This is a genomic window from Streptomyces vulcanius (assembly GCF_042653945.1).
Classification (GTDB): Bacteria; Actinomycetota; Actinomycetes; order Streptomycetales; family Streptomycetaceae; genus Streptomyces; species Streptomyces mangrovi.
In genome coordinates, this window is sequence record NZ_JBHSFK010000008.1 from 179,714 (window position 1) to 198,018 (window position 18,305).

Genomic DNA, 18,305 nt, shown 5'->3' on the forward strand with positions numbered 1-18,305 from the left:
CGTCGCACCGTGCCGCCTCCGGCACGTACCTCACGAGGAGCGTTGAATGCCGTCACCCGCGTCCGTCATCGAGCCACGCACCATCACGGCCGTCGGCCCGGCTTCCGCGGAGCCGACGGCGGCCGGCACCGCCGTCCTGGACCGCGTGGCCGCCCGCGTCCGGCAGCGGCTGGAGGCCGAGGAGGGCGCGACGAGCCGGGTCGGCGACGGTGCCCACACGGCCTCGCTCATCTGGCCCTGGCCGCTGTGAGCACATCCACTTGATGACAGAACCCGAAGGCCCCGTTCCTTTCCGGACGTTCATCCTCAAGGTCGCCAACCGCTGCAACATCGACTGCGACTATTGCTTCGTTTTCAACTCCAAGGATCAGGCGGCGCGGCGCCTGCCCGCCCGAATGGACCTCGCTGTGGCCCAGGCCGCGGCCCGGCGGATCGGTGAACACGCCTCCGCACACCGCCTTCGGACCATCCACGTCGTCCTGCACGGCGGGGAGCCGCTTCTCGTCGGCGTCGGGCACATGACCGGTCTGCTGGAGGCCGTCAGGGACGCCGCGCCGGCCGGGACCCGAGTCCTCTTCGAGCTTCAGACCAACGGGACTCTTCTGTCGAGTGCGTGGCTGGACCTCTTCGAAAGGTACGAGGTCGCGGTCGGCGTCAGCCTCGACGGGCCGCCGCGTGCGAACAACCGGCACCGGCTGACCCACGCCGGGCGGTCGAGCGCCGCCTCCGCCGTGCGCGGCATCGAACTTCTGCGGTCGCGGCCACACCTGTTCGCGGGGGTGCTCGCCGTCGTAGACCTGGCCAACGACCCCGTGGAGGTCCACGACTACCTGGCGGCGTTCGAACCGCCCGTGATCGACTTCGGCCTGCCGCACGCGACCCACGACGACCCGCCGCACCGTTCCGACCCGGGCATGCCCGAGTACGGGCTGTGGATGAGCAGGGTGTACGACGCCTGGCTCGCCCGGCCCGAGTACGGGCACAGCGTCCGGATGCTGGAGGACATCGTGGCCCTCAGCTCTGGCGTGCGTGGTTCGGTGGAGACGCTCGGTCTGGCCCCGCCGACGAGCGTCGTGATCGAGTCCGACGGCTCCATCGAGGGGGTGGACACCCTGCGGTCGGTCGAGGAAGGTGCCACCTGGCTCGGGCTCGACGTCCTCCGCCACTCCTTCGACGAGGCTCTGTCGCATCCGAAGCTGCTGCACCGGCAGCACGGCAAGAACGCGCTCGCCGAGCAGTGCCGCGCCTGCCCACTCGTGGACGTGTGCGGCGGCGGCTACCTCCCACACCGCTTCAGCGAAGCCCAGGGCTACCGGAACCCGTCCGTCTACTGCGCGGACCTGGAGTACCTCATCCGACATGTCCAGGGCTCCCTGCGGCAGCACGGCTGGAACCCGTATGCGCGGGCTGTCGCGTCGCCATAGGCGCGTGTGCCGTACCGCCAGGAGGGGGTCACGCGTTGGAACGAACGAGTGCAGCAGCGACCGAAGCAATCGAGGAAGGACAGGAGGCGCCGATGACCGTGACGATCCGTCCCGCGGAGAAGCGGGACGTCCCGGCTGTGGCCGAGCTGATCGAGGAGATCGAGCGGTTCTACGGGGCCGCCGACACAGATATCCAGCCGATCGAGGAGCGCCGCCTCCAGGTGGAAGAAGCTCTCTTCGGTGTGCCGCCGCTGGCTTCCGCCCTGCTCGTCGAGGACGAGACCGGGGAGATTGTGGGCCTCGCCGCCTATTCGTTCCTCTGGCCGGCCGCCGGTTCCTCGCACTCCCTGTTCCTGAAGGAGCTCTACGTCCGCGACACCCTGCGTCGGCAGGGCATCGGTGCTCGCCTCATGGACGAACTCCGCGCCCTGGCCGCCGCGCGCCCCGGGTGCAGCCGGGTGGAATGGATGGCCGACCGCGACAACCTGGGCGCACGGGCCTTCTACGAGTCGCGCGGGTTCACCGAGTCCGACGGGAAGATCGTCTACCGGGTCGACTCCGGCACCGCGTGAGGGTGGTACAAGACCAGTGGAAGTAGAGCGCTGCGACGAGTGCGGCAGCAAGATCGTCATCGGGCTCGGATGCGAATGTCCGCCGGGCTCGTCCGCGTCGGCGGCCCCGCGTTCGTGAAGACGGAGTGGCGTACTCACCCGGATGACACGATCCTGATCTCCCCGAAGCAGGTCGCGCACAGGCCCGGATGGTGCGACCACATGACCGAGGACGACGTACAGCCGCCGCGCTGGGGGTGGATCCCGAACCCTCCGCCCGGGCTCTGGGAGCGGTTGAGCACTGCTTCTCCGGCGACCGCCACCGCGGGCAACCCGAGGCGGCGGGCCGTACGGCGGTGCACCAACTGCGAGTTGAACCTCGCGCAGGGCTGACCACAGCGCTCCGACACCGTTCTGTTCTCGTCTCGTGTCGGTGGCGCGGCCGTGACTGACGACGGCCGCGCCCGCCGACGTCAGTAGGTGATGACGAGCCGTACGGAGGGCCGGTCGATCACGGCTCCGTCGGGGAGGGCGGTGTCCGGTGTGTCCGCGGGGTAGGCGGTGATCGAGGGTTCGACGGTTCTGGCGGGGCTCCAGGCGCGGATCTGTGCGCAGATCCGTTCTGCGAGATCAGCGCCGGCCGAGCCATAACCGACGGCTCCGAGTCGGAACCGGGGTTCGGTGACCGGGTCTTCGGCGGTGCGCTCCACGGTGAGGTACGCGATCGAGTCGCCCTCGACAAGGGCGGGGCTCAGGGCGGGCGAGGCGGGTCGGTGAAGGCCAGCCTCCATCGCCGCGGGATTCGCGGTGATACGGCAGGTCGCTCGCTCGGTGGCACTCAGGCGAAGCCAGATGCCGTCGAAGGACTCGACGGGGCCGACCGTAGCGTCGGTCCAGACGACCGACTTCGGTCCGGTGAGAGCGTCACGCAGGAGTTCCGGGGTGATGGGCTGGTCCTCGTCCCAGTAGAGCCTGACGAGCCGGTCGTCGTCGATGTAGTCGTTCCGCTCTCCGTCCTGGCCGATCACCGGGAGGAAGCCACACATCTTCACGGAGTCGGACGTCATCCGGTCCTTCTCGCGTCGGAACGCCACGGACCGCGACAGCCCGCGCCATCGCAGCGGGACCACGAGGCGTCCGCCGACGGCGAGCTGGTCCCACCAGGTTCCGGGAAGGTCCCACATGCCGACGGCGGCGATCATGCGGTCGTAGGGGCTGAACTCCTCGGTGCCGAGGGCGCCGTCCCTGGTGACCACGCGAACGTCGTCGCATCCGTTCGCGTCCAGCATGCGGCGGGCGTAGGCGGTCACGTCGGGGTCGATGTCGCACGTGGTGACGTGTCCCGACGATCCGGCAAGGTGTTGGAGCAGGGCGGCGTTGTAGCCGGTGCCGGCACCGATCTCGAAGACGTTGTCGCCTTCGCGGACCGCGAGTTGGACCAACATGAAGTGCACGACGTCGGGCTGGGAGGCGCAGCTCAGCGGGAGGGCGTCCGCGTCGGGGTTCTCCTTGATCGTCACGCTCTTGTTGGCGTACGCCTCCTTGAGGGGCGCGTCGGGTAGGAAGGCGTGACGGGGTACGGTCCGCATGGCGGATTCGACGCGTGCGTCGCGGAGGCCGGAGGGGTCCTGTTGCAGGATGGCGTCGACCAGGCGGTTGCGCAGGTCCTCGGGGGAGGCGCCGGTGTCCGTGTTCATCGCGTCCTTTCGGAAGGTGCCCGGCCGTGCGTACGGCGCGGGCAGAGCGTACTCATGTGCTCTGGTGGGCGGGTGTGGTTCGTGGCGTCATCCCGCGAGGAGCATGCAGCGGTCCCAGGGGGTCGAGACCGCCGTGTTGACGGGGGTGGTGAGACGTATCAGGTGGATGCCTGCCGTGCCGTCCATGAGACCGGCTCTTTGGGGTAGTCCGCTGTGGTCCAGGTGCTCGTCGAGCCGGGAGTTCAAGTGGGGCAGACGCGCCGCGAGTTCGTCGTCGATGGCATCGGCGGCGGCGCGGGAGACGGTCTGCATGAGCCCCGCCCAGCCGTGGCAGAGGGATGCGTCGGTGAGCTGGGCGAGCTGCCGGTCGTCGGCCAGGCATCCGGCGAGGGCCTGTTCGGCTTGACATTGCCGGTCGCGGTCGCCGAGGGCGAGGCCGGCGAGTTGTTGGGCGCGGGCGATGCCGGGGGTGCCGTAGCACCAGGACGGGCGTGTCGGTCCTAGGCTCTGGAGTTTGCCGCGTCGGTGTTCGTCTCGGGTGATCAGGCCCGGCCACCAGGTGTGCGAGCCGGTGCCGGTGCGCCAGTGGTCGAGCCAGTCGCAGATCCGGGTGATGGCCTGCGTCTGTCCTGGCACCGTGTGGCCGTGGCGCAGGGCCGTGGCCAGCAGCGCGAGCGGTCCGGCGATGCCGTGGGCGAGGCCGAGGTTGCCGTGTCCGCCGGGCCAGCGTGGCGATGGGCGCAGATCGGGGCTGTCGCTGGTCCACCAGCCGGGCAGGGGTTGCGCGTCGATGGTGATCGGTTCGGTCAGTCGCACCAGGTAGGCGAGGGTGTCTCGCAGCTCCGTCTTGTGGCCGCGGTGCAGGTGGTACGCGCCCAGCCCGGTCAGTCCGCTGATGAGGTCGTACTCGCCCATCGTGGGCAGCGTGCTGCGGTCGATGCGGGCGTGTGCCTGCCCGAGGCGGTGGCGCGTGACGTCTGCGACGTGTCTGTCCAGGGTCGCCAGGGCGCGTGCGGCGGTGTTCGTGTGCGAGAAGCTGAGGACGTAGGCGACGGCAGCGACGCCCTCGTACAGTCCGCATGCTTCGGGGGCGGCCTGGATCGGGCCCTTGACCATGGCGGCGGCCCATGGCCGGAGCGCGTCCTGGTCTTCATCGTCGGCGCGGGCCCTGACGGCATGCAGCAGGGCGACTCCCGCCGCGCCGGAGTACAGCGACTGTCCCCAGCCGGGCCTGGTGGGTGTCGGCAGTGCGTCGTTGTTCATCAGCGGCTCTCCCCCGGCCAGGCGGCCCACGCGACGGCGGACTGACGCGCCAGGTGCCGGCAGATCCTCTCGTCCTCCCGGTCCAGGCCGCGCAGGCGGTTGTGGTGCATGTGGAAGAGAGACTCCAAGACGGAGTCGGGGTCCATGCTCTCGGCGATGCGCTCGCGGTACAGCGCCAGGGCCACGGCGCGGCGGTGCCACGCCTGGGCGAGCGCGTCGCCCCAGCCGCGAGCGCGAGGCGTCATACGGCGAACGAGGTCGATGGCCTGGTCGCTGACGCCTCGCTCGACGTGGGAGGGAGGCGCGGGGCGGTTCGTCAGCCATTGCATGCCCTCGTCGGGGCCGAGCAGGGCGCAGGCGATGTCCACCATGCCGACCGCGGCCAGCGCGCGTCCGTCGATGGGGTCGGCTCCCAGGCCCTGCAGGGCGGCGAGGGCGTAGGTCGAGTCGGACGTGAACACCGCCTCGGCACTGCGCAGGGCGGCGCTTGGGCCGTAGCGGCCGATCTCCGGGGTGTACGTGTCGAACACGAGCCTGCTGCTGAGTCCCTCGCGGCGTAGTCCGGTGGCCCATCGGGCGACCAGCTCGGTGTAGGCGGTGTGCTGACCGGGGCTGCGGGTGCGGATGCGCAGGCGCAGGTGGTCGAGGTCGTGCGGGGCGCGGTACCGGACGAACCACCATTCGGGTGCGTCCAGGAGCTGGGCCACGAGCCGCGCGAGGTGGGTGGCGATCAGCTCCTCGAACTGGTCGGGATGGGTGTAGATCTTGGCGTTCAGCCAGGGTGCCTGCGCCGCCCCCGGTACGGGTCCGAGGGTGCTGTTGGTGAGCACGGGGAGGAAGCCGGAGAGCGGGTCGGGGACCGGCGGGCGGGTGCTGGTCATGGGCAGGGCGATCTCGTGGACGTGGCCGCCGATCCACCCGTAGCTCACCTGCGGCGGTGCCTCGGTGAGCACGGCCTGGCCTTCCCGGTCCAGGTGGGCGCGCAGGACGGCAATGTGGGCCGGCACATCGAGCTGCAGCCGCCGTGTCCGGTCGTCCTCCCGCAGCTCGACTGCACCGTGGCAGTGCCACCGCTTCCGCCACCGGGCGAGGGCCTCCGTCCACTCCCGTGTGTGCGCGCCACGGCCCGGAAGGGCGTGTGCAGTCAGGTTCCAGCGGCTGGGAGAGAGGATCACGCGCCCGTAGCGCACGCGCGGCAGGAACGGCAGCCGTGCGCCCTGCGGCCCCCAGTCGAAGCCGGTCCAGGCGGGGCCGAAGGCGCGGGTCAGGTGGGCGAGGAACCGGGCCAGGGGCGGGGGTTGCTTGTCCAGGGCCATGGCGTGGAAGACCTGCGGGTCCACCACACGGCGGCGGGAGATGCTGACCAGGTAGAGGCGGGTGTGCGTGGCCGTGACCGCGAGGTCGTCGACGTCGACGAGTGTCGGCGCGGTGCCGTCGGGGCCACGGTGCTCGCCCAACGGGATCACATGCGGGAGATACGCGGGGACGCGGGCGACGTTCTCCGTGTGCGGGTACAGCGGCGGGAAGGACAGCTGCGCGGTCAGCGCGTTCTCGACGCCCGCGGGGACTTGGCGGTAGATCTCGTCCAGTCCCGTGCCGGTGGCGACCGGAGTGAACCGGGAAGTGAGCGTTCCCGCGGACCGTGCCGGTGTCACCGTGAGCGTGAAGTTCCCGCGTTCCAGGGCGGACAGGCTGTCGGCGTGCAGGCGCGCGCACATCTCCACGTGGGGCGGTGCCGCCTGCCCGGTCGACTCCTCGTCGGCCAGGTGGTCGATCAGGTCGTCGGTGAGGACGATCTCCCTGCTGCCGTCGGCCAGTGCCTGCCAGGCCAGCGCCAGCAGCCGCTCGTCACGCTCGGAGAACGCCGGCGGCGGCGCGGTCATGCGACTGCCGGGGTACTCGGCCGGGTAGCCGAGTCCGGCCGCCGGGTCGACAACCTCCTTCACCGGCACGAGCGTGCCGGTGCCGTACCGCTCCCAGAACGCGACCTGGTACTCCTTCCACACACCCTGGCCCGTCGGCCGACGCGTCAACCGCAGCAGCACATCGGCCGCCCTCTCCATCTCCTGCGCGACGCTCTCGGGGATCCGCGCCTCCGCGTCCAGCAGCAGGTCGACAGCCAGGGGACTGCGGCCCGCGTCGGAGAGCCGACGCAACCGCGCTGCCAGCGCCCGCCGTTGCGACTCTTGGCGGTTCGCAGGAAGTCGGTTGTGCTCGTGTACGGCGCGTTGCAACGCTTCGAGCTCGTGCAGAACCTGTGCGGCTTCAGGGACCGTGCCCGCGTCAGCGCCGTGCATCCGCTCGATCAGGTGGGAGAGCGGATCGGTGTCGGTCATCGGTGCGCGCAGGCTGGTGATCAGCAACTTCTCGCGTACCAACGCGCCCAGCAGTGTGCCGATGGCCTTCGGCTCGGTTCGAGGGAAGGAGGCGGCCAACTGCTCGGCGAGGGCAGCGAAGCGGACCGGCCGACGCGCGAGGCCCTCGATCACACGGACCGCGCTGGTGCGCCGGACGGTGGCGCCCATCGGTCCGCCGTGCGGGACGTGCAGGCGTCCGCCGCGACGCACCGCCAAGTTGTTCAGGACCACGTCCAGGCGCTCCAACACGTCGGGGCACCCCTCCAGACGGACGATGACCTCGTCCAGCCACTCGGTGTCCACCCGCGCCACGGCCCGGTGCGCGTCTCCCCACCTCGTGTACGGCGTGGAGCCCACGCTGACCGGGGCCACCCCTGCGAAGAGGCCGAACGGAGTCGGTCGCCCGGCGGCGCGCAGCACGTAGCGGACGGTGGCCATGGCAGCGCGCCGGACCTGCTTGGGGCGTGCCGACTGTCCGGCGCAGATCGCGTCGACGCGCGTGGCGAGATCTCCACTCGCCTGCCGGACCGCGTCGGCGAACCGCACGTCGGCCCACACCTGCTTCAGCCACCTGCCGCACGCCTCCGTGTCGGACGGATCGGGCCACCATCCCGGGAGATCCGTCAACGGCATCGCGGCGGCCCGGAGCAGGGCCACGCCCGTGTGCTGGTAGAGCTTTCCGTCGCTTCCCAATTCCAGTGCCTCCGCCATCAGTGGTGTGAACGGGCGGGGTCGGGAGCGGCAGCGCTCCCGACCCCGTGCACGAGCCGTCGTCAGACGGCGCTCGCGCAGGACGAGGCACAGGACGGCTTGCACCCGTCACCGGTGCCGCACGCCTTGGGAAGCAGGTCGGCGTCGACCTCCGTGACGATGGTCAGGTCGATGTCGAACGGGTCGGCGGGCACCTCGGGGACGGCCGTCGCGGTGGACGCCTCGGTGGTGGTCGTAGTGATCGGGCTGAGCGTGGTTACGGTCATGGCACTTCCTCTTCTGTCGGAAGGATCCGAACGGTTCTCGTGCTGCCCGGCTGGTGCGTGGCATCGCCGCACGGCTAGGTCCTGCGTTCGCACCCTGCGGTGCGACCCCTCTCCGGACCGACCGGATTCCGTGGGGGAAATGGATTCGGAGCATCCGGAGAGGGGAGCCGAAGACACGGGCCGGAGCTACCGGAGCTGGCCCGTGTAGAGCATGGTCAAAGTGGTGCCGGTCACCAGGACGGGCAGGAACAGCACCTGAAAGGCGCCGAAGCCGAACCGGCCGACGTACTTCGCCGGATGCCGCAGCACCCATCCGACCTGGCCCAGCAGCTGCCGGAGAAACCCCTGCCGCATGGTGGCCATCACGCCGCCGACCGCCGGAGGTCCGTGGAGGCGGCGGCGTCGACGACCGCCCACGGCGTCGTGATAAGCGCCCCGGTCCGGGCCTGCCAGGCAGCGAGGTTCGCCCTGTCCCCCTCCGGATGGCCCAGCATCACGAGCAGAGGGGTGACGACCCCGGCCGCCTTCCCCTGCTCGACCGCGGCCAAAGCGTTGTGCCAGCCCTCGCACAGGGCGCGGCTCTCGAACGGTGTCGCCCGGTCGACGTACGTCTCGACCGCCTCCCAGCCGGCATCGGCCACGTACCGCCGTGCGCTGGCCACGCTGTTGTCGGCGGCCTCACCGAGTGACGCGGGCAGACAGGCGTACAACACCAGGCGCGTGCCCGGGGGCACCTCGTGTGGTGCGGTCTGCCTCGCACTGCCGCTCATTCCGCGTTACCTCCAGCCAGGTGAGCAGACGCCAAGGGTTCGACGCCTCGACGAAGAGCCTCGTCGGGGGCAGTCGGCGGCGGTACGCCGTCAGCACGCCGTTTGTCCGCCGTCCGGCGGCGCGCGAAAGGGCGGAGGCGCGGCGTACCGCTGCGGCTCAGGCGCAGCGAGGCTGATTGGTCCAGTGCCAAGCGGAAACGAGAAGCGGCGATGGATGCGGTGGACGAAGAGCGCCTCTGCAGGCGGACGCCGGTACGGCGTCATTGGGTGAAGCTGGCTGATTGCACCGAGCCTTCCGGCCTCGCGCGCAGACACGTACGAGAGTTCCTCGATGGACGAGCCGCGCCGGAGCGGATCGACGACGCCGTTCTGATCGCCTCGGAGCTCGTGGGCAACGCGCTCAGGCATACAGCCGGCGGACCGGACTGCATGTGCGTGGAGGTCTACCGGAACGTGGCGGTACTGCGGGTCCATGACGCGGGACGGGATGTCTCCAGGGTCCGGGCACGCTCCGCGGGGGAGTCGGTGGATGAGTTGACGGGCAGTGGTCTCGGACTGCTGCTCGTCGGGGAGCTGGCCTCCGCATGGTCCGTCCGGCCGACCGCGATCGGCAAGGAAGTGGTCGTGGTTCTCGCCCTTGACGCCGGTGGGCTATCCGAGCGGGACCCTCTTCCGCACATCCCAGCGGTACGTCCGCCCCTCACGGCGGAGCTCCACCAACTGGACGGCGGACACGGAGAGTTCGACAGCCGGTAGAGCGCGAAGCCCTGAGACCGTCTCCACAACGGGCGCGGCGGGGCGTCGGCGGTTGTTGTACGCAAGGCTCAGGTGCGGCCGGAATACGGACGTCGGCTTCTTCGGGGCCAGACCGACGCTGCTCCCCGCCTTGGCCAGCGCGTGGTGCAGCCGGAGCAGGGGTTCCCAGGGGCCGAGGGACAGGCGGACGGCGCCTCGGGAGCCGGCCAGCGGCATGGCGTGTACGAAGAAAGCGGAGGGCAGCAGCGCCTCGGCGTCCCGCGCCAAGCTGTCCAGCTGACCGGGGGTGACGACGCCGGGCGTTCCGACTCGGGCGAGGGTGATGTGCAGGCCGTCCGTCGGCACCGGGTCGAGGCCGAGGGGGGCCAGCTCCTCCTGGCAGTACCTGGCGAGAGTCGCGAGCCGCTGATCGTCCGGGAAGGTCAGCATCCAGTAGTACGCACGGCTGCCGTCCGACCAGCCGGGGCGTGCCCAGTGGTCGGTCATCTCGTCGAGTGCGCTGAACGCCGCCCAGTCGTGGGCCGCGGTAACCGCCGGGTCGTGCGTGTCGGAGGGAGGCTCGGTGGGGAACGCGGCGGGATCGGCGCTGAGTAGGGGCACCCGACGTACTCCTTCGGCATGGCACTGCCCCGGAGTACGACGACACCCACGGCGCCTACGACGCGGATGACGCCATGGCCAGGGCCGCTGGCTGCGAGCTCCAGGTCCGGAACTCATCGCCATAATCGCGTACCGCCGGGTGATCACGCCACGGCCCGGTCTGTTCGTGCAGGTCGCGGGAGCGTTGGTAGACGGAGCTGATCGGTGTGTCTCCGCACAGCCGCAGGGCCTCACGGCCCAGCGCCATCGCGTGGTCGATGTCGGGCGTGCGCTGCTGCAGCAGCGCGGTGGCCACGTCGAGGCGTACGAGCGAACGGCTCCAGGAGGAGGTCGAGTGCTCCACCAGATCGTCGATGTGCTCGGCGTCGCGCATTACCTGGGCCGTGTTGCGCAGCGCCACGTGTGACGTGACGGCGTTGGCCAGCGTCCGGGCCCGCCCGTACGGCTCGAAGGAGATGCAGGAGGTCAGCCCAACGGGTACCCCATGGAGGTCGGAGAGGAGGAGTGCCTGTCCGATGGCCTGCTCGACGGCGCGCCGGTCGTCGGACTTGGCGAGGGCCCGGGCCCGTCCGTTGGCGAGCAGGCGGATGCACTGGGCGTGGTGCGGGGCTCGCTCGACGGCCGCGGCCGCACAGGCGTCCGCCTCCTCGTACCGGCCGGCGTAGTAGAGGCCGAAGGAAAGGGTTCCGCACGCCCAGAGGTCGGTGTCCAGGTCGCCGATCTCACGGCTGAGATCCCGGGCCTCGGTGCAGTACGCCTCCGAGAGCGCGAAGTCGCCCGTGTTCACCGCCATGTAGCCGAGCAGGCCGGAGGCGCGGGCAGCGACGCGGAAGAGCTCCCGGCGCGTGCGTGGGGGCTGGCGGCCGTCGAGGAGAGTGTGGGCGAGCTGCCGCACCTGGCGGGCCTGGGGGCGGAGGACGTACGGCCCGTCCCGTTCGTACCGGCTGGCGATGCCCTCCAGAGAGGAGTCGAGGAAGGCGAGCGTCGCATCGTCGGCGTTGCTGGCCGTGAGCTGCCGGGTGCGGGTGACGATGTCCAATGGGTTCTCGTCGCCCTCGCGTGGCGGAGGCGTACTCGTCGCCTGCTGGCCCGTGCTCGACTCCTCGTCGCGGTCGTGCGCGGAGTCGCCGTCGTACGCCGTGGAGAACAGCTCGGACACGGGTCTGCCCAGCATGTGCTCCAGAACCCGGCAGGCGTCAGGACGGGGCAGAGTCAGCAACTCCCCGCCGTACCAGCGGTCGAACTGGCGTGGCGAGACCTGGAGGGACGCCAGGCGGGGGTCTCGATCGAGCTCTGCCAGCCGGGCGGCGGCCCGCTCGTACTGGGTGGCGAAAGCCTCGTGCGTCGTCAGGTGCCGTTGCTGGAGCAGCTGCCGGAGCAGCGTTGTCCGTGGCATGGCCCATCCTCCTGGTACGGCGTGCGGGACCGACGTGGAGGCGCGTGCCGGTAGCGAGGTCGTGGCCTGCACGCCCATCGGTCGCCTGCGGCGTACGCCCGTACGAACGCACGCCGTGACTTCTGACAGCATGCCGATGCAACCGTCAACTAGGCAATATGTCTGGTGAAGTTGACCCGTATGGGTTGTAGAGGTGTCACCGGTACGGAGAGACTTCCGGCATGGCCTTGAAGAGAAGCCCGGTCCCGCAGTCGGTGTACCGGCGACAGCTCGCGGCACGGCTGAAGGAACTACGTGACGCGACCGGGCTCACCCTCACCGAGGTCGCCGACCAACTGGAGGTCAACCAGGGGTCACTGAGCCGGATCGAGAACGGCGAGCGCGGTACAACACCGGTCCTCGTCCGGGCACTGCTGGACCTGTACGGCGTCGACGACGAGCACCGACGGGCCGACGTGCTCGACCTCGTACGGGCGGACAAGGAGCAGCAAAAGCCCTGGTGGCGCAAGTACTCGACGGTGCTCACCCCGACCCGCTACGACGGCTACCTCGCGCTGGAGGCCGGCGCGACGCATCTCGCCAGCTACCAGCCGATGCTCGTGCCGGGACTGCTCCAGACCGAGGACTACGCCCGCGCCGTGATCTCCCAGATGAGGAAGGACCTGTCCCCGCCGCAGGTCGAGTCCCTGGTCAGGGTCCGCATGGAGCGGCAGAACAGCCGCCTGGGCGGTGAGACACCAGCCAGGTTCTGGGCAATCCTCGACGAAGCCGTGCTGCGGAGGACGGTCGGCTCCGTCGAAGTGATGCGCGACCAAATGCGGAAGCTGGTGGAGGCGAGCGAGCAGCCGAACGTCACGGTACAGCTGCTGCCGTTCTCGCTCGGCGCGCATTCCGGGCTGTACGGCCCGTTCGTCATCCTGACCTTCCCGCACCCGACGCCGGACCTGGTGTGGCTGGAGAACCCCAAGAACTCCGTGTATCTGGAGTCCCCTGAGGACGTGGCCAACTACACGGACATCTTCGATCAGTTGAGAGACAGCGCCCTCGACCCGTCGGAGACTCGCACCCACATCGCACGCATCAGTAAGGAGCTCGAAGAGTGAGCACGCCCAGCATGGCCGCCCCGCACGACGTCAACCTCGCACGCGCGCGCTGGCGGAAGAGCTCGTACAGCGGGGGTGCGAACGACTGCTTGGAAGTTGCCGAATTGGGCGAGCGCGCCGCAGTGCGTGACTCCAAGGACATCAGCCGTGGGCCGTTGCTTTTCTCGACGGTGGCGATTCGCGCGCTGGTCAGCGGGATCGCCTGCGCGGAGGGGTTCGCCCAGCTGAAGAGGGAACAGGCCCGCCTGCTTGGACGGCGAGACGACAGCTGACCACACAAGCACCAACTGGGACGGCATCTCGCCAGGCTTTACGCAACGTCGGCGTACGTCGCTACGGTGCGCGGCGGCTACGCCACCAACCGCCGGGTCCCAGTCGAGGTGACGACCGACGGAGTTGAGGCGATGCCGACGACCTCAACCTGGACACCCCATGCTTCGAGCGTCCTGGCCGTCTGCACCAAGGTGACCTGCGAGAACGGGAACAGGGTGTCGGCGGTGAGGTCGGTGCCGTCCTTCAGGAGGATCGCGAAGACGACCTTCGAAGGCCGGAAGTCTTCCGGTAGACCGCGCCCTTGCCGAGCCGCCGCCACCTTCTCGGCGAACCGTTCTCTCCCCTCCGGGGAGTTCCGCAGCGTCTGTACGGCGACGAGCGCCTGACTGAAGAGATGGCTCAGCGCGTCGGAACCCTTGGCACGCTTCACCATGACCAGGACATCGTCCGGGCTCAGCAGGTCGCAGATCTCCACGCCGTTCCCGCGGTGCAGCGCGGTCTGCACGTTGTCGCGGTCGAAGCAGACGTACCCGGGCCGCTGGTCCGGCACGCACGCGTTGTAGGTGCGCTCCTTCTCACCGAGGACCCACGGGGGCAGGTCGACGGACGGGCTGTCGGTGATCAGCCGTTCGGCGTGCGAGCGAATCGCCTTCAGATACTCCTGGTCGATCTCGTACCAGTGCTCGTCCATCAGGAAGAATCGGCGAGAGTCGAGAAACACTTCCGCCTCGATCCACCGGAGCGCGCTGGACGTCCAGATTTCGTCGGCCCGGTCGGCGCGGCCATGCCGATAGAGAGTGACAGTTCCTTCCCGGAGCGCGGCCACGCGGCTGCCCGCACACTGGATGCGCGCACGGCAGAGGACGTACTCAAGGTCGAAGTCGTCGGTCGACCGGCCGGCCGCGTCGCTGTTGATCCTGGCCTTGAACGCCCGGGCGGCCATGTAGTCGTCCCAATGGTCGACGGGAACAGCGACGCTGATTCTCCCGTCAGGCTCCTGCCCCAGAAGGTCATCGAGGATGGCCTCCAGGCGGCTGACAAGGTTGGGATCGTCGACGGGCACGACGTGTTCGACGAACTCCAGCTCTGGGCTCGGCTTCTCCTCGCGCAACACGCGGGCGATCGCACGGATGTCGGCAATCAGGTCGGCGCCCTCCACACCGAGCCGCATGCGCAGGCCGGCGCCACCCTCGGCGCTGGAGATCTTCCCCGGGTTGTCCCGGGAGATGGTGAGCGGGATGTTGTCCAGGTGGCCGCCGAGGCGGCGCACGATCTGCGCGTGCTCGACGATGCCCAGGCTCCACACCGAGGCCCCGCTCGGGATCAGGGTGATGTCGGTGCGCCCTCCGCCGGGAGTGTGCGACACCAGGTCCCGGATCTTCGCGGGGTCCACCCGGCGGGACGCGAAGCTCAGCCCGAAGCGGTGGTCCTTCAGGCGGTCGGGCACCAGGCGGAAACCCTGGTCGTAACCGATCGCGTACACCTCACCGTCGACGGCCAGCATCAGCAGGCCGGCCGAGCGGTTGACCGGCCGTGACACCTCGATACCCGTCGTCCGGAAGATCTCGTCGCACCAGCTCGCCACAGGCTGCTCGAAGCTGCCGGTGACCAGGACCGCCGGTGCACCGAGGTTCTCGGGGACGTCGAAATCCGCGTGGACCCTTGCCAACTGGTCTGCGTCCAGGGCGTCGAACATCTCGTCGCCAGTGGGAGGCACACCCCTGAGCCGGTACAGGGTTCGCTTGGACGTACGGGCCGTCATGGTGCCGCTCCTCATTCTGGTCTTTGTGGACGGTCGCGATAACCGTCCTCGTGGTGTGGTTCTCACACGTGTCTCCTCCCGGCAGCGCCTCTCCTGGCGCCGACGCGGATCAGCGGGCCAACAGGGCGACGATCGCCGCGACTTCGGTATGCCACGCGCGAACCTGGTCCTCCGTCGGACCGATCTCGTACTGGTGGTAGTGGCATCCCAGGCAGAGCTGGCTCCACACGGCCTTCGCCTGGCGGGCCGTTCCTGCTTCGGCGCAACCGCGGAGCCAGAGGAACGCGGCCCGCTGGGTGCCCTCCCGAATCGCGCGCGGCGCCCGGTAGGCGGTGAGGCGGTCTGCGACCGCGCTCTCCAGCGCCACACGGAGGGCGAAGGCGGCACCTCGACACCGGCTCGCCGCGGCGGCAGCGGACGCAGCGGGTACGGTCGTGGCAGCGGGCTTGGCGGGCTCGCCGGTGTCCGTGAGGAGCAGGCCGGCGGTGTCGAGCAGCTGGCGAATTGTCTGGTTCACGGCCCCTCCTCGGGCTTGCGTACCGTCAGGGCGACGGCCTTGATGTCGTCCACGAACCGGTGGGGGTCCGACATTGAGGTGCCCGACGGGTGGGCGCCCTCCTGGCACTGCCGGATGAGGTCCACCGCCCCGGGGCCGCACCGCCTGCGCAGCTCGCGGTAGACGTCACCCGTCTTCTTCGACGGGTCTCCGAAGAGCCCCAGGGCGGCGATGTCCATCAGCGTGACGGCCCCCGCGACGGTCTTCTCCGCCTCGTGTTCGGCCATCCCCGCCCGGTGCAGCCGCAGCCACGCGGCCTCGGAGAAGGCGCGTTCGAGGACGGTGCGGCAGAGGCTGGGCAGTACATGGGTCATCGCGACCGGCGGGAGGTTCGGCGTGCGGATGAGGGCGCGGGCGTCGGCCAGGGCCTGGCCGACCGGATCGGTCACCCGCCGCACGGTCACCGCGGACCCGCCCTGCCGCTCCACCTCCAGTACGGTCACCGGGAATTCCTGGTTGGTGAAGGCCCGCTGGAGCCGCGTGTCGTGGGTGAAGACCACGACCTGCCGAGTCTCCCCAAGGTCATGCAGCACCTTCGCGAGACCGTGGACCTTGGCGGGATCCATGGACTGCACGGGGTCGTCGATGACGACGAACCCGAAGGGACTGTCCGGCGCGGCGGCGCGCGGCAGAAAGAGCGAGAGCGCGAGGGAGTGCAGTTCGCCCTGGCTCATCACGCCGAGGGCCGCGGCCTCCGTGCCGTCGACGGACACGTCCATCACCAGCTTGCGCACATTGGCCTTCTCACTGCCGGTCAGGCGTACGGAACGCAGGTCCACGTTGCTCTGCTGGCGCAGTTCCTCCCAGATCCGCTGTGAGTGGTCCTCGAACGGCCGCAGGCGCTCCTCGCGCAGTTCGGCACGCGCTTCCTTGAGCCACTTACGGGCCGCCCTGACCTGGCACAGCCGGGGCCTTCCGGTGTACGCGGGCCGGGCCCGGTCGAGCCAACCCGCAAGGCGGGTGACACAGGCGCGCCACTCCTCGTCGAGCTTCTCCAGCTCCTGCAGGGCCTCCTCGCGCAGCGCGGCGCAGGCGTCGGCGAGGACGAGCGCGGCGGTCTCGGCGCGGGCGGCAAGCCGCTCGGCGTCGTCGATTGCCCGGCACGCCTGCCACTCCTCCCACGGGTCCACGAGCGGGGCGGGCAGCCACACGGGGACCGGCGTGACGAGGTAGCGGACGGCGTCCACCGCGTCCCGCAGGCCGGTGCGGGCCTCCCGCGCGGTCGCGGCCTCCCGCCGCAGGCTCGCCACCTGCTCGGCGGCCCGCTCGGCCCACGCCTCGTCGAGCGGCCGGTCGGACCCGCACACCGGGCAGGTGTCCTCGTCCTGGTGCCGACGGCTGTGCTCCAGGGCCTTGGCCAGCAGTTCCGCGCGCTGGTGGGCGTCCTCGGCGCCCGAGGCACGTACGTCGTCGAGTACGGCGACGGCCTCGCGCAGCCGGTCCACGGCCGCGCCGACCACGCCGAGGTCCGGTCCGGTCAGCGCGGCGGTCGTCCGCAGTTCCCGGAGACGGCCCTCGTCCGCGTCGGGCAGTGCGGTCACGAGGGCGTCGAGCTCGGCGAAGTCGGGGTCGCCCGCCTTGCCGACGACCGCGAGCGCGCGTACCGCCCGCGGGTCGTCCAGCGCGGACAACGCCTCGGCGAGTACGGGCCGTTCCGCCTCGGCCTGCTTCAGCGCGGAGTCAAGCGCCTTCTCGATGCCCTGGAGCCGGTCGTCCGCGTCGGTCAGTTCGCGAAGTCCGAGGATGGCGGCGACCGAGTCGTACTGCTCGCTGGGCCTGCCGTTGAGGACCTTGTCGAGATCCGCGTACGACAGGAAGGGGCTGTAGTCGTTCAGGGCCCGCTCCCACCCGATGCCGGCGAAGGGCTGCCGACCGTGGCCCGGCCGCCTGAACTCGGCCTCGGGGGCGGTGACGTCGTCGCCGGGCCAGGCACACGTCAGAGTGGAGAGCCGAGGGTCGCCCGCGATGGCGAGGCGGACCTCGACCCTCGGGTCGGCCCCGTCGTGCAGGTTGCGCCAGTGCCGGCGCCACACCTCGCCCCGCTGCTTGTCCAGGCGAGCGGTCCGGCCCGTGAGCGCCGTCTCGGTACCCTCGGCGAAGCTGGATTTCCCCGAGCCGTTACGCCCCACGACGAGGGTGACGCCAGGCTTCGCGGTCAACGGCAGACGTGCCTTGCGGCCGATACCACGAAAGCCGTTGACGCTGATGGAGTCAAGGAACACCCGCTGGTCCGGGTGCGGAGCGGCGGGGGTGCCGGAGGACTCCGTCGCGGTGGCGTCCAGTGCCTCTCGCAGGAGTTCCCGGGGTGCCTCGGCGAGCGCCGAGCTTTCGAGGCGAGCGGTCAGGCGGGAGAGCGTCGAGGAAGCGCCTCGGCGATGATCGACCTGATGGTCAGATGCGTTCGGCTCGCTCTGTGCGGGGTGTTCCGTCATGGTGCTCTCCGCCCTCCGTGGTCGGTTCCGGGGCCGGGCTCGTGCGGTGAGCGAGAGGGGTGAGCCTCTCGCTTTGCGCGAGCCCGGTGTTACGGAACAGACGTTAGAGGCGGTGAAGTTGCTCAATCCATGTTCTCAGTGATAACCAGGGTTATCAAAGAACTCAGAAGATAAACTAGCCCGAACTGAAGCGCGGGGTCGTGCTGTTCTACCCGGACAACCAACAGCTTCGCAGCGTCGAGACGGTCGAGCGTCTCGACGCACGCCGTGACGTGATCCACCGGGCCGTCGAGAAGGGCGGCCTGGCGGCCTACGCCGTACGGCACGACCGCGTCGAGCGCACCTGGCCGTGACGGGAGGGCACCCCTGGTGGCGCCCTCCCGTATGC

Annotated in this window: 19 protein-coding genes; 8 read left to right on the plus strand and 11 right to left on the minus strand. The window is 70.1% G+C overall.

The window, feature by feature from the left end:
• The first annotated feature begins 46 nt into the window (after positions 1 to 46).
• The 4 genes from haaA to ACFPIH_RS14650 all read left to right on the plus strand — a co-directional run bounded on the left by haaA (position 47) and on the right by ACFPIH_RS14650 (position 2,368).
• On the plus strand, positions 47 to 250 hold the full coding sequence (gene haaA, locus ACFPIH_RS14635; protein ID WP_381171786.1) for a HaaA family cyclophane-containing RiPP peptide: 204 nt from the start codon (positions 47 to 49) through the stop codon (positions 248 to 250).
• 13 nt (positions 251 to 263) lie between these two features.
• Complete coding sequence (locus tag ACFPIH_RS14640) at positions 264 to 1,424, plus strand: FxsB family cyclophane-forming radical SAM/SPASM peptide maturase (RefSeq protein ID WP_381171789.1); 1,161 nt, start codon at positions 264 to 266, stop codon at positions 1,422 to 1,424.
• A gap of 92 nt (positions 1,425 to 1,516) precedes the next feature.
• A complete protein-coding gene (haaN, locus tag ACFPIH_RS14645; RefSeq protein WP_381171791.1) occupies positions 1,517 to 1,996 on the plus strand; it encodes a cyclophane-containing RiPP N-acetyltransferase HaaN in 480 nt (159 codons plus the stop codon).
• 69 nt (positions 1,997 to 2,065) lie between these two features.
• Positions 2,066 to 2,368 (plus strand): hypothetical protein, encoded by a 303-nt coding sequence (locus ACFPIH_RS14650; RefSeq protein ID WP_381171793.1) that lies wholly within the window; start codon positions 2,066 to 2,068, stop codon positions 2,366 to 2,368.
• 80 nt (positions 2,369 to 2,448) lie between these two features.
• Here ACFPIH_RS14650 and fxlM read toward each other — a convergent pair whose 3' ends face one another.
• From fxlM to ACFPIH_RS14680, 6 genes are all read right to left on the minus strand, one after another.
• Positions 2,449 to 3,672, minus strand: coding sequence for a methyltransferase, FxLD system (gene fxlM, locus ACFPIH_RS14655; protein ID WP_381171795.1), 1,224 nt, complete (start codon positions 3,670 to 3,672; stop codon positions 2,449 to 2,451).
• An 87-nt stretch (positions 3,673 to 3,759) separates the two neighbouring features.
• Complete coding sequence (locus ACFPIH_RS14660; RefSeq protein ID WP_381171797.1) at positions 3,760 to 4,935, minus strand: lanthionine synthetase C family protein; 1,176 nt, start codon at positions 4,933 to 4,935, stop codon at positions 3,760 to 3,762.
• Positions 4,935 to 8,003: a lantibiotic dehydratase gene (locus tag ACFPIH_RS14665; protein WP_381171799.1), complete on the minus strand. Its 3,069-nt coding sequence runs from the start codon at positions 8,001 to 8,003 to the stop codon at positions 4,935 to 4,937. The genes ACFPIH_RS14660 and ACFPIH_RS14665 overlap by 1 nt, the downstream gene beginning before the upstream one ends.
• A gap of 62 nt (positions 8,004 to 8,065) precedes the next feature.
• Positions 8,066 to 8,269 carry an FxLD family lanthipeptide gene (locus tag ACFPIH_RS14670; RefSeq protein WP_381171801.1) on the minus strand — a complete coding sequence of 68 codons (204 nt, stop codon included), beginning with the start codon at positions 8,267 to 8,269 and terminating at the stop codon, positions 8,066 to 8,068.
• A gap of 186 nt (positions 8,270 to 8,455) precedes the next feature.
• Positions 8,456 to 8,632, minus strand: a complete 177-nt coding sequence (locus tag ACFPIH_RS14675) for a hypothetical protein (RefSeq protein ID WP_381171803.1) — start codon at positions 8,630 to 8,632, stop codon at positions 8,456 to 8,458.
• Positions 8,632 to 9,039 (minus strand): hypothetical protein, encoded by a 408-nt coding sequence (locus ACFPIH_RS14680; RefSeq protein ID WP_381171805.1) that lies wholly within the window; start codon positions 9,037 to 9,039, stop codon positions 8,632 to 8,634. Before ACFPIH_RS14680 ends, ACFPIH_RS14675 begins: the two co-directional genes overlap by 1 nt.
• Before the next feature lie 210 nt (positions 9,040 to 9,249).
• Here ACFPIH_RS14680 and ACFPIH_RS14685 point away from each other — a divergent pair, with 210 nt between their 5' ends.
• Positions 9,250 to 9,795: an ATP-binding protein gene (locus tag ACFPIH_RS14685; protein ID WP_381171807.1), complete on the plus strand. Its 546-nt coding sequence runs from the start codon at positions 9,250 to 9,252 to the stop codon at positions 9,793 to 9,795.
• Here the strand turns inward: ACFPIH_RS14685 and ACFPIH_RS14690 are convergent.
• Together ACFPIH_RS14690 and ACFPIH_RS14695 are read right to left on the minus strand one after the other, a co-directional pair.
• The gene (locus ACFPIH_RS14690; RefSeq protein WP_381171809.1) at positions 9,691 to 10,395 is read right to left on the minus strand and encodes a 2'-5' RNA ligase family protein; all 705 of its coding nucleotides are present in this window, start codon (positions 10,393 to 10,395) and stop codon (positions 9,691 to 9,693) included. The two genes, ACFPIH_RS14685 and ACFPIH_RS14690, sit on opposite strands and share 105 nt — an antisense overlap.
• A 55-nt stretch (positions 10,396 to 10,450) precedes the next feature.
• Complete coding sequence (locus ACFPIH_RS14695; protein ID WP_381171811.1) at positions 10,451 to 11,791, minus strand: hypothetical protein; 1,341 nt, start codon at positions 11,789 to 11,791, stop codon at positions 10,451 to 10,453.
• Between the two features lie 221 nt (positions 11,792 to 12,012).
• On the opposite strand from ACFPIH_RS14695, the gene ACFPIH_RS14700 reads away from it, so the two are divergent.
• A complete protein-coding gene (locus ACFPIH_RS14700) occupies positions 12,013 to 12,894 on the plus strand; it encodes a Scr1 family TA system antitoxin-like transcriptional regulator (protein WP_381171813.1) in 882 nt (293 codons plus the stop codon).
• Positions 12,891 to 13,166: a DUF397 domain-containing protein gene (locus ACFPIH_RS14705; RefSeq protein WP_381171815.1), complete on the plus strand. Its 276-nt coding sequence runs from the start codon at positions 12,891 to 12,893 to the stop codon at positions 13,164 to 13,166. The genes ACFPIH_RS14700 and ACFPIH_RS14705 overlap by 4 nt, the downstream gene beginning before the upstream one ends.
• Positions 13,167 to 13,243: 77 nt before the next feature.
• Here the strand turns inward: ACFPIH_RS14705 and ACFPIH_RS14710 are convergent, their stop codons facing one another.
• From ACFPIH_RS14710 to ACFPIH_RS14720, 3 genes are all read right to left on the minus strand, one after another.
• The gene (locus tag ACFPIH_RS14710; RefSeq protein WP_381171817.1) at positions 13,244 to 14,929 is read right to left on the minus strand and encodes a TIGR04141 family sporadically distributed protein; all 1,686 of its coding nucleotides are present in this window, start codon (positions 14,927 to 14,929) and stop codon (positions 13,244 to 13,246) included.
• A gap of 109 nt (positions 14,930 to 15,038) precedes the next feature.
• Positions 15,039 to 15,446: a hypothetical protein gene (locus ACFPIH_RS14715; RefSeq protein WP_381171819.1), complete on the minus strand. Its 408-nt coding sequence runs from the start codon at positions 15,444 to 15,446 to the stop codon at positions 15,039 to 15,041.
• On the minus strand, positions 15,443 to 17,917 hold the full coding sequence (locus tag ACFPIH_RS14720) for an AAA family ATPase (protein WP_381171821.1): 2,475 nt from the start codon (positions 17,915 to 17,917) through the stop codon (positions 15,443 to 15,445). The genes ACFPIH_RS14715 and ACFPIH_RS14720 overlap by 4 nt, the downstream gene beginning before the upstream one ends.
• A gap of 200 nt (positions 17,918 to 18,117) precedes the next feature.
• Here ACFPIH_RS14720 and ACFPIH_RS14725 point away from each other — a divergent pair, with 200 nt between their 5' ends.
• A complete protein-coding gene (locus ACFPIH_RS14725; RefSeq protein WP_381171823.1) occupies positions 18,118 to 18,270 on the plus strand; it encodes a hypothetical protein in 153 nt (50 codons plus the stop codon).
• Positions 18,271 to 18,305 lie beyond the last annotated feature (35 nt).

What these genes read in the sequence shown, in the direction of transcription:
- ACFPIH_RS14640 (WP_381171789.1), top strand. Translation starts at nt 264, where the DNA reads ATGACAGAACCCGAAGGCCCCGTTCCTTTCCGGACGTTCATCCTCAAG.
- haaA (WP_381171786.1), top strand. Translation starts at nt 47, where the DNA reads ATGCCGTCACCCGCGTCCGTCATCGAGCCACGCACCATCACGGCCGTC.
- ACFPIH_RS14660 (WP_381171797.1), bottom strand. Translation starts at nt 4,935, where the DNA reads ATGAACAACGACGCACTGCCGACACCCACCAGGCCCGGCTGGGGACAG.
- ACFPIH_RS14710 (WP_381171817.1), bottom strand. Translation starts at nt 14,929, where the DNA reads ATGACGGCCCGTACGTCCAAGCGAACCCTGTACCGGCTCAGGGGTGTG.
- fxlM (WP_381171795.1), bottom strand. Translation starts at nt 3,672, where the DNA reads ATGAACACGGACACCGGCGCCTCCCCCGAGGACCTGCGCAACCGCCTG.
- ACFPIH_RS14670 (WP_381171801.1), bottom strand. Translation starts at nt 8,269, where the DNA reads ATGACCGTAACCACGCTCAGCCCGATCACTACGACCACCACCGAGGCG.
- ACFPIH_RS14665 (WP_381171799.1), bottom strand. Translation starts at nt 8,003, where the DNA reads ATGGCGGAGGCACTGGAATTGGGAAGCGACGGAAAGCTCTACCAGCAC.
- ACFPIH_RS14680 (WP_381171805.1), bottom strand. Translation starts at nt 9,039, where the DNA reads ATGAGCGGCAGTGCGAGGCAGACCGCACCACACGAGGTGCCCCCGGGC.
- haaN (WP_381171791.1), top strand. Translation starts at nt 1,517, where the DNA reads ATGACCGTGACGATCCGTCCCGCGGAGAAGCGGGACGTCCCGGCTGTG.
- ACFPIH_RS14695 (WP_381171811.1), bottom strand. Translation starts at nt 11,791, where the DNA reads ATGCCACGGACAACGCTGCTCCGGCAGCTGCTCCAGCAACGGCACCTG.
- ACFPIH_RS14700 (WP_381171813.1), top strand. Translation starts at nt 12,013, where the DNA reads ATGGCCTTGAAGAGAAGCCCGGTCCCGCAGTCGGTGTACCGGCGACAG.
- ACFPIH_RS14675 (WP_381171803.1), bottom strand. Translation starts at nt 8,632, where the DNA reads ATGGCCACCATGCGGCAGGGGTTTCTCCGGCAGCTGCTGGGCCAGGTC.
- ACFPIH_RS14685 (WP_381171807.1), top strand. Translation starts at nt 9,250, where the DNA reads ATGGATGCGGTGGACGAAGAGCGCCTCTGCAGGCGGACGCCGGTACGG.
- ACFPIH_RS14720 (WP_381171821.1), bottom strand. Translation starts at nt 17,917, where the DNA reads ATGACGGAACACCCCGCACAGAGCGAGCCGAACGCATCTGACCATCAG.
- ACFPIH_RS14650 (WP_381171793.1), top strand. Translation starts at nt 2,066, where the DNA reads ATGCGAATGTCCGCCGGGCTCGTCCGCGTCGGCGGCCCCGCGTTCGTG.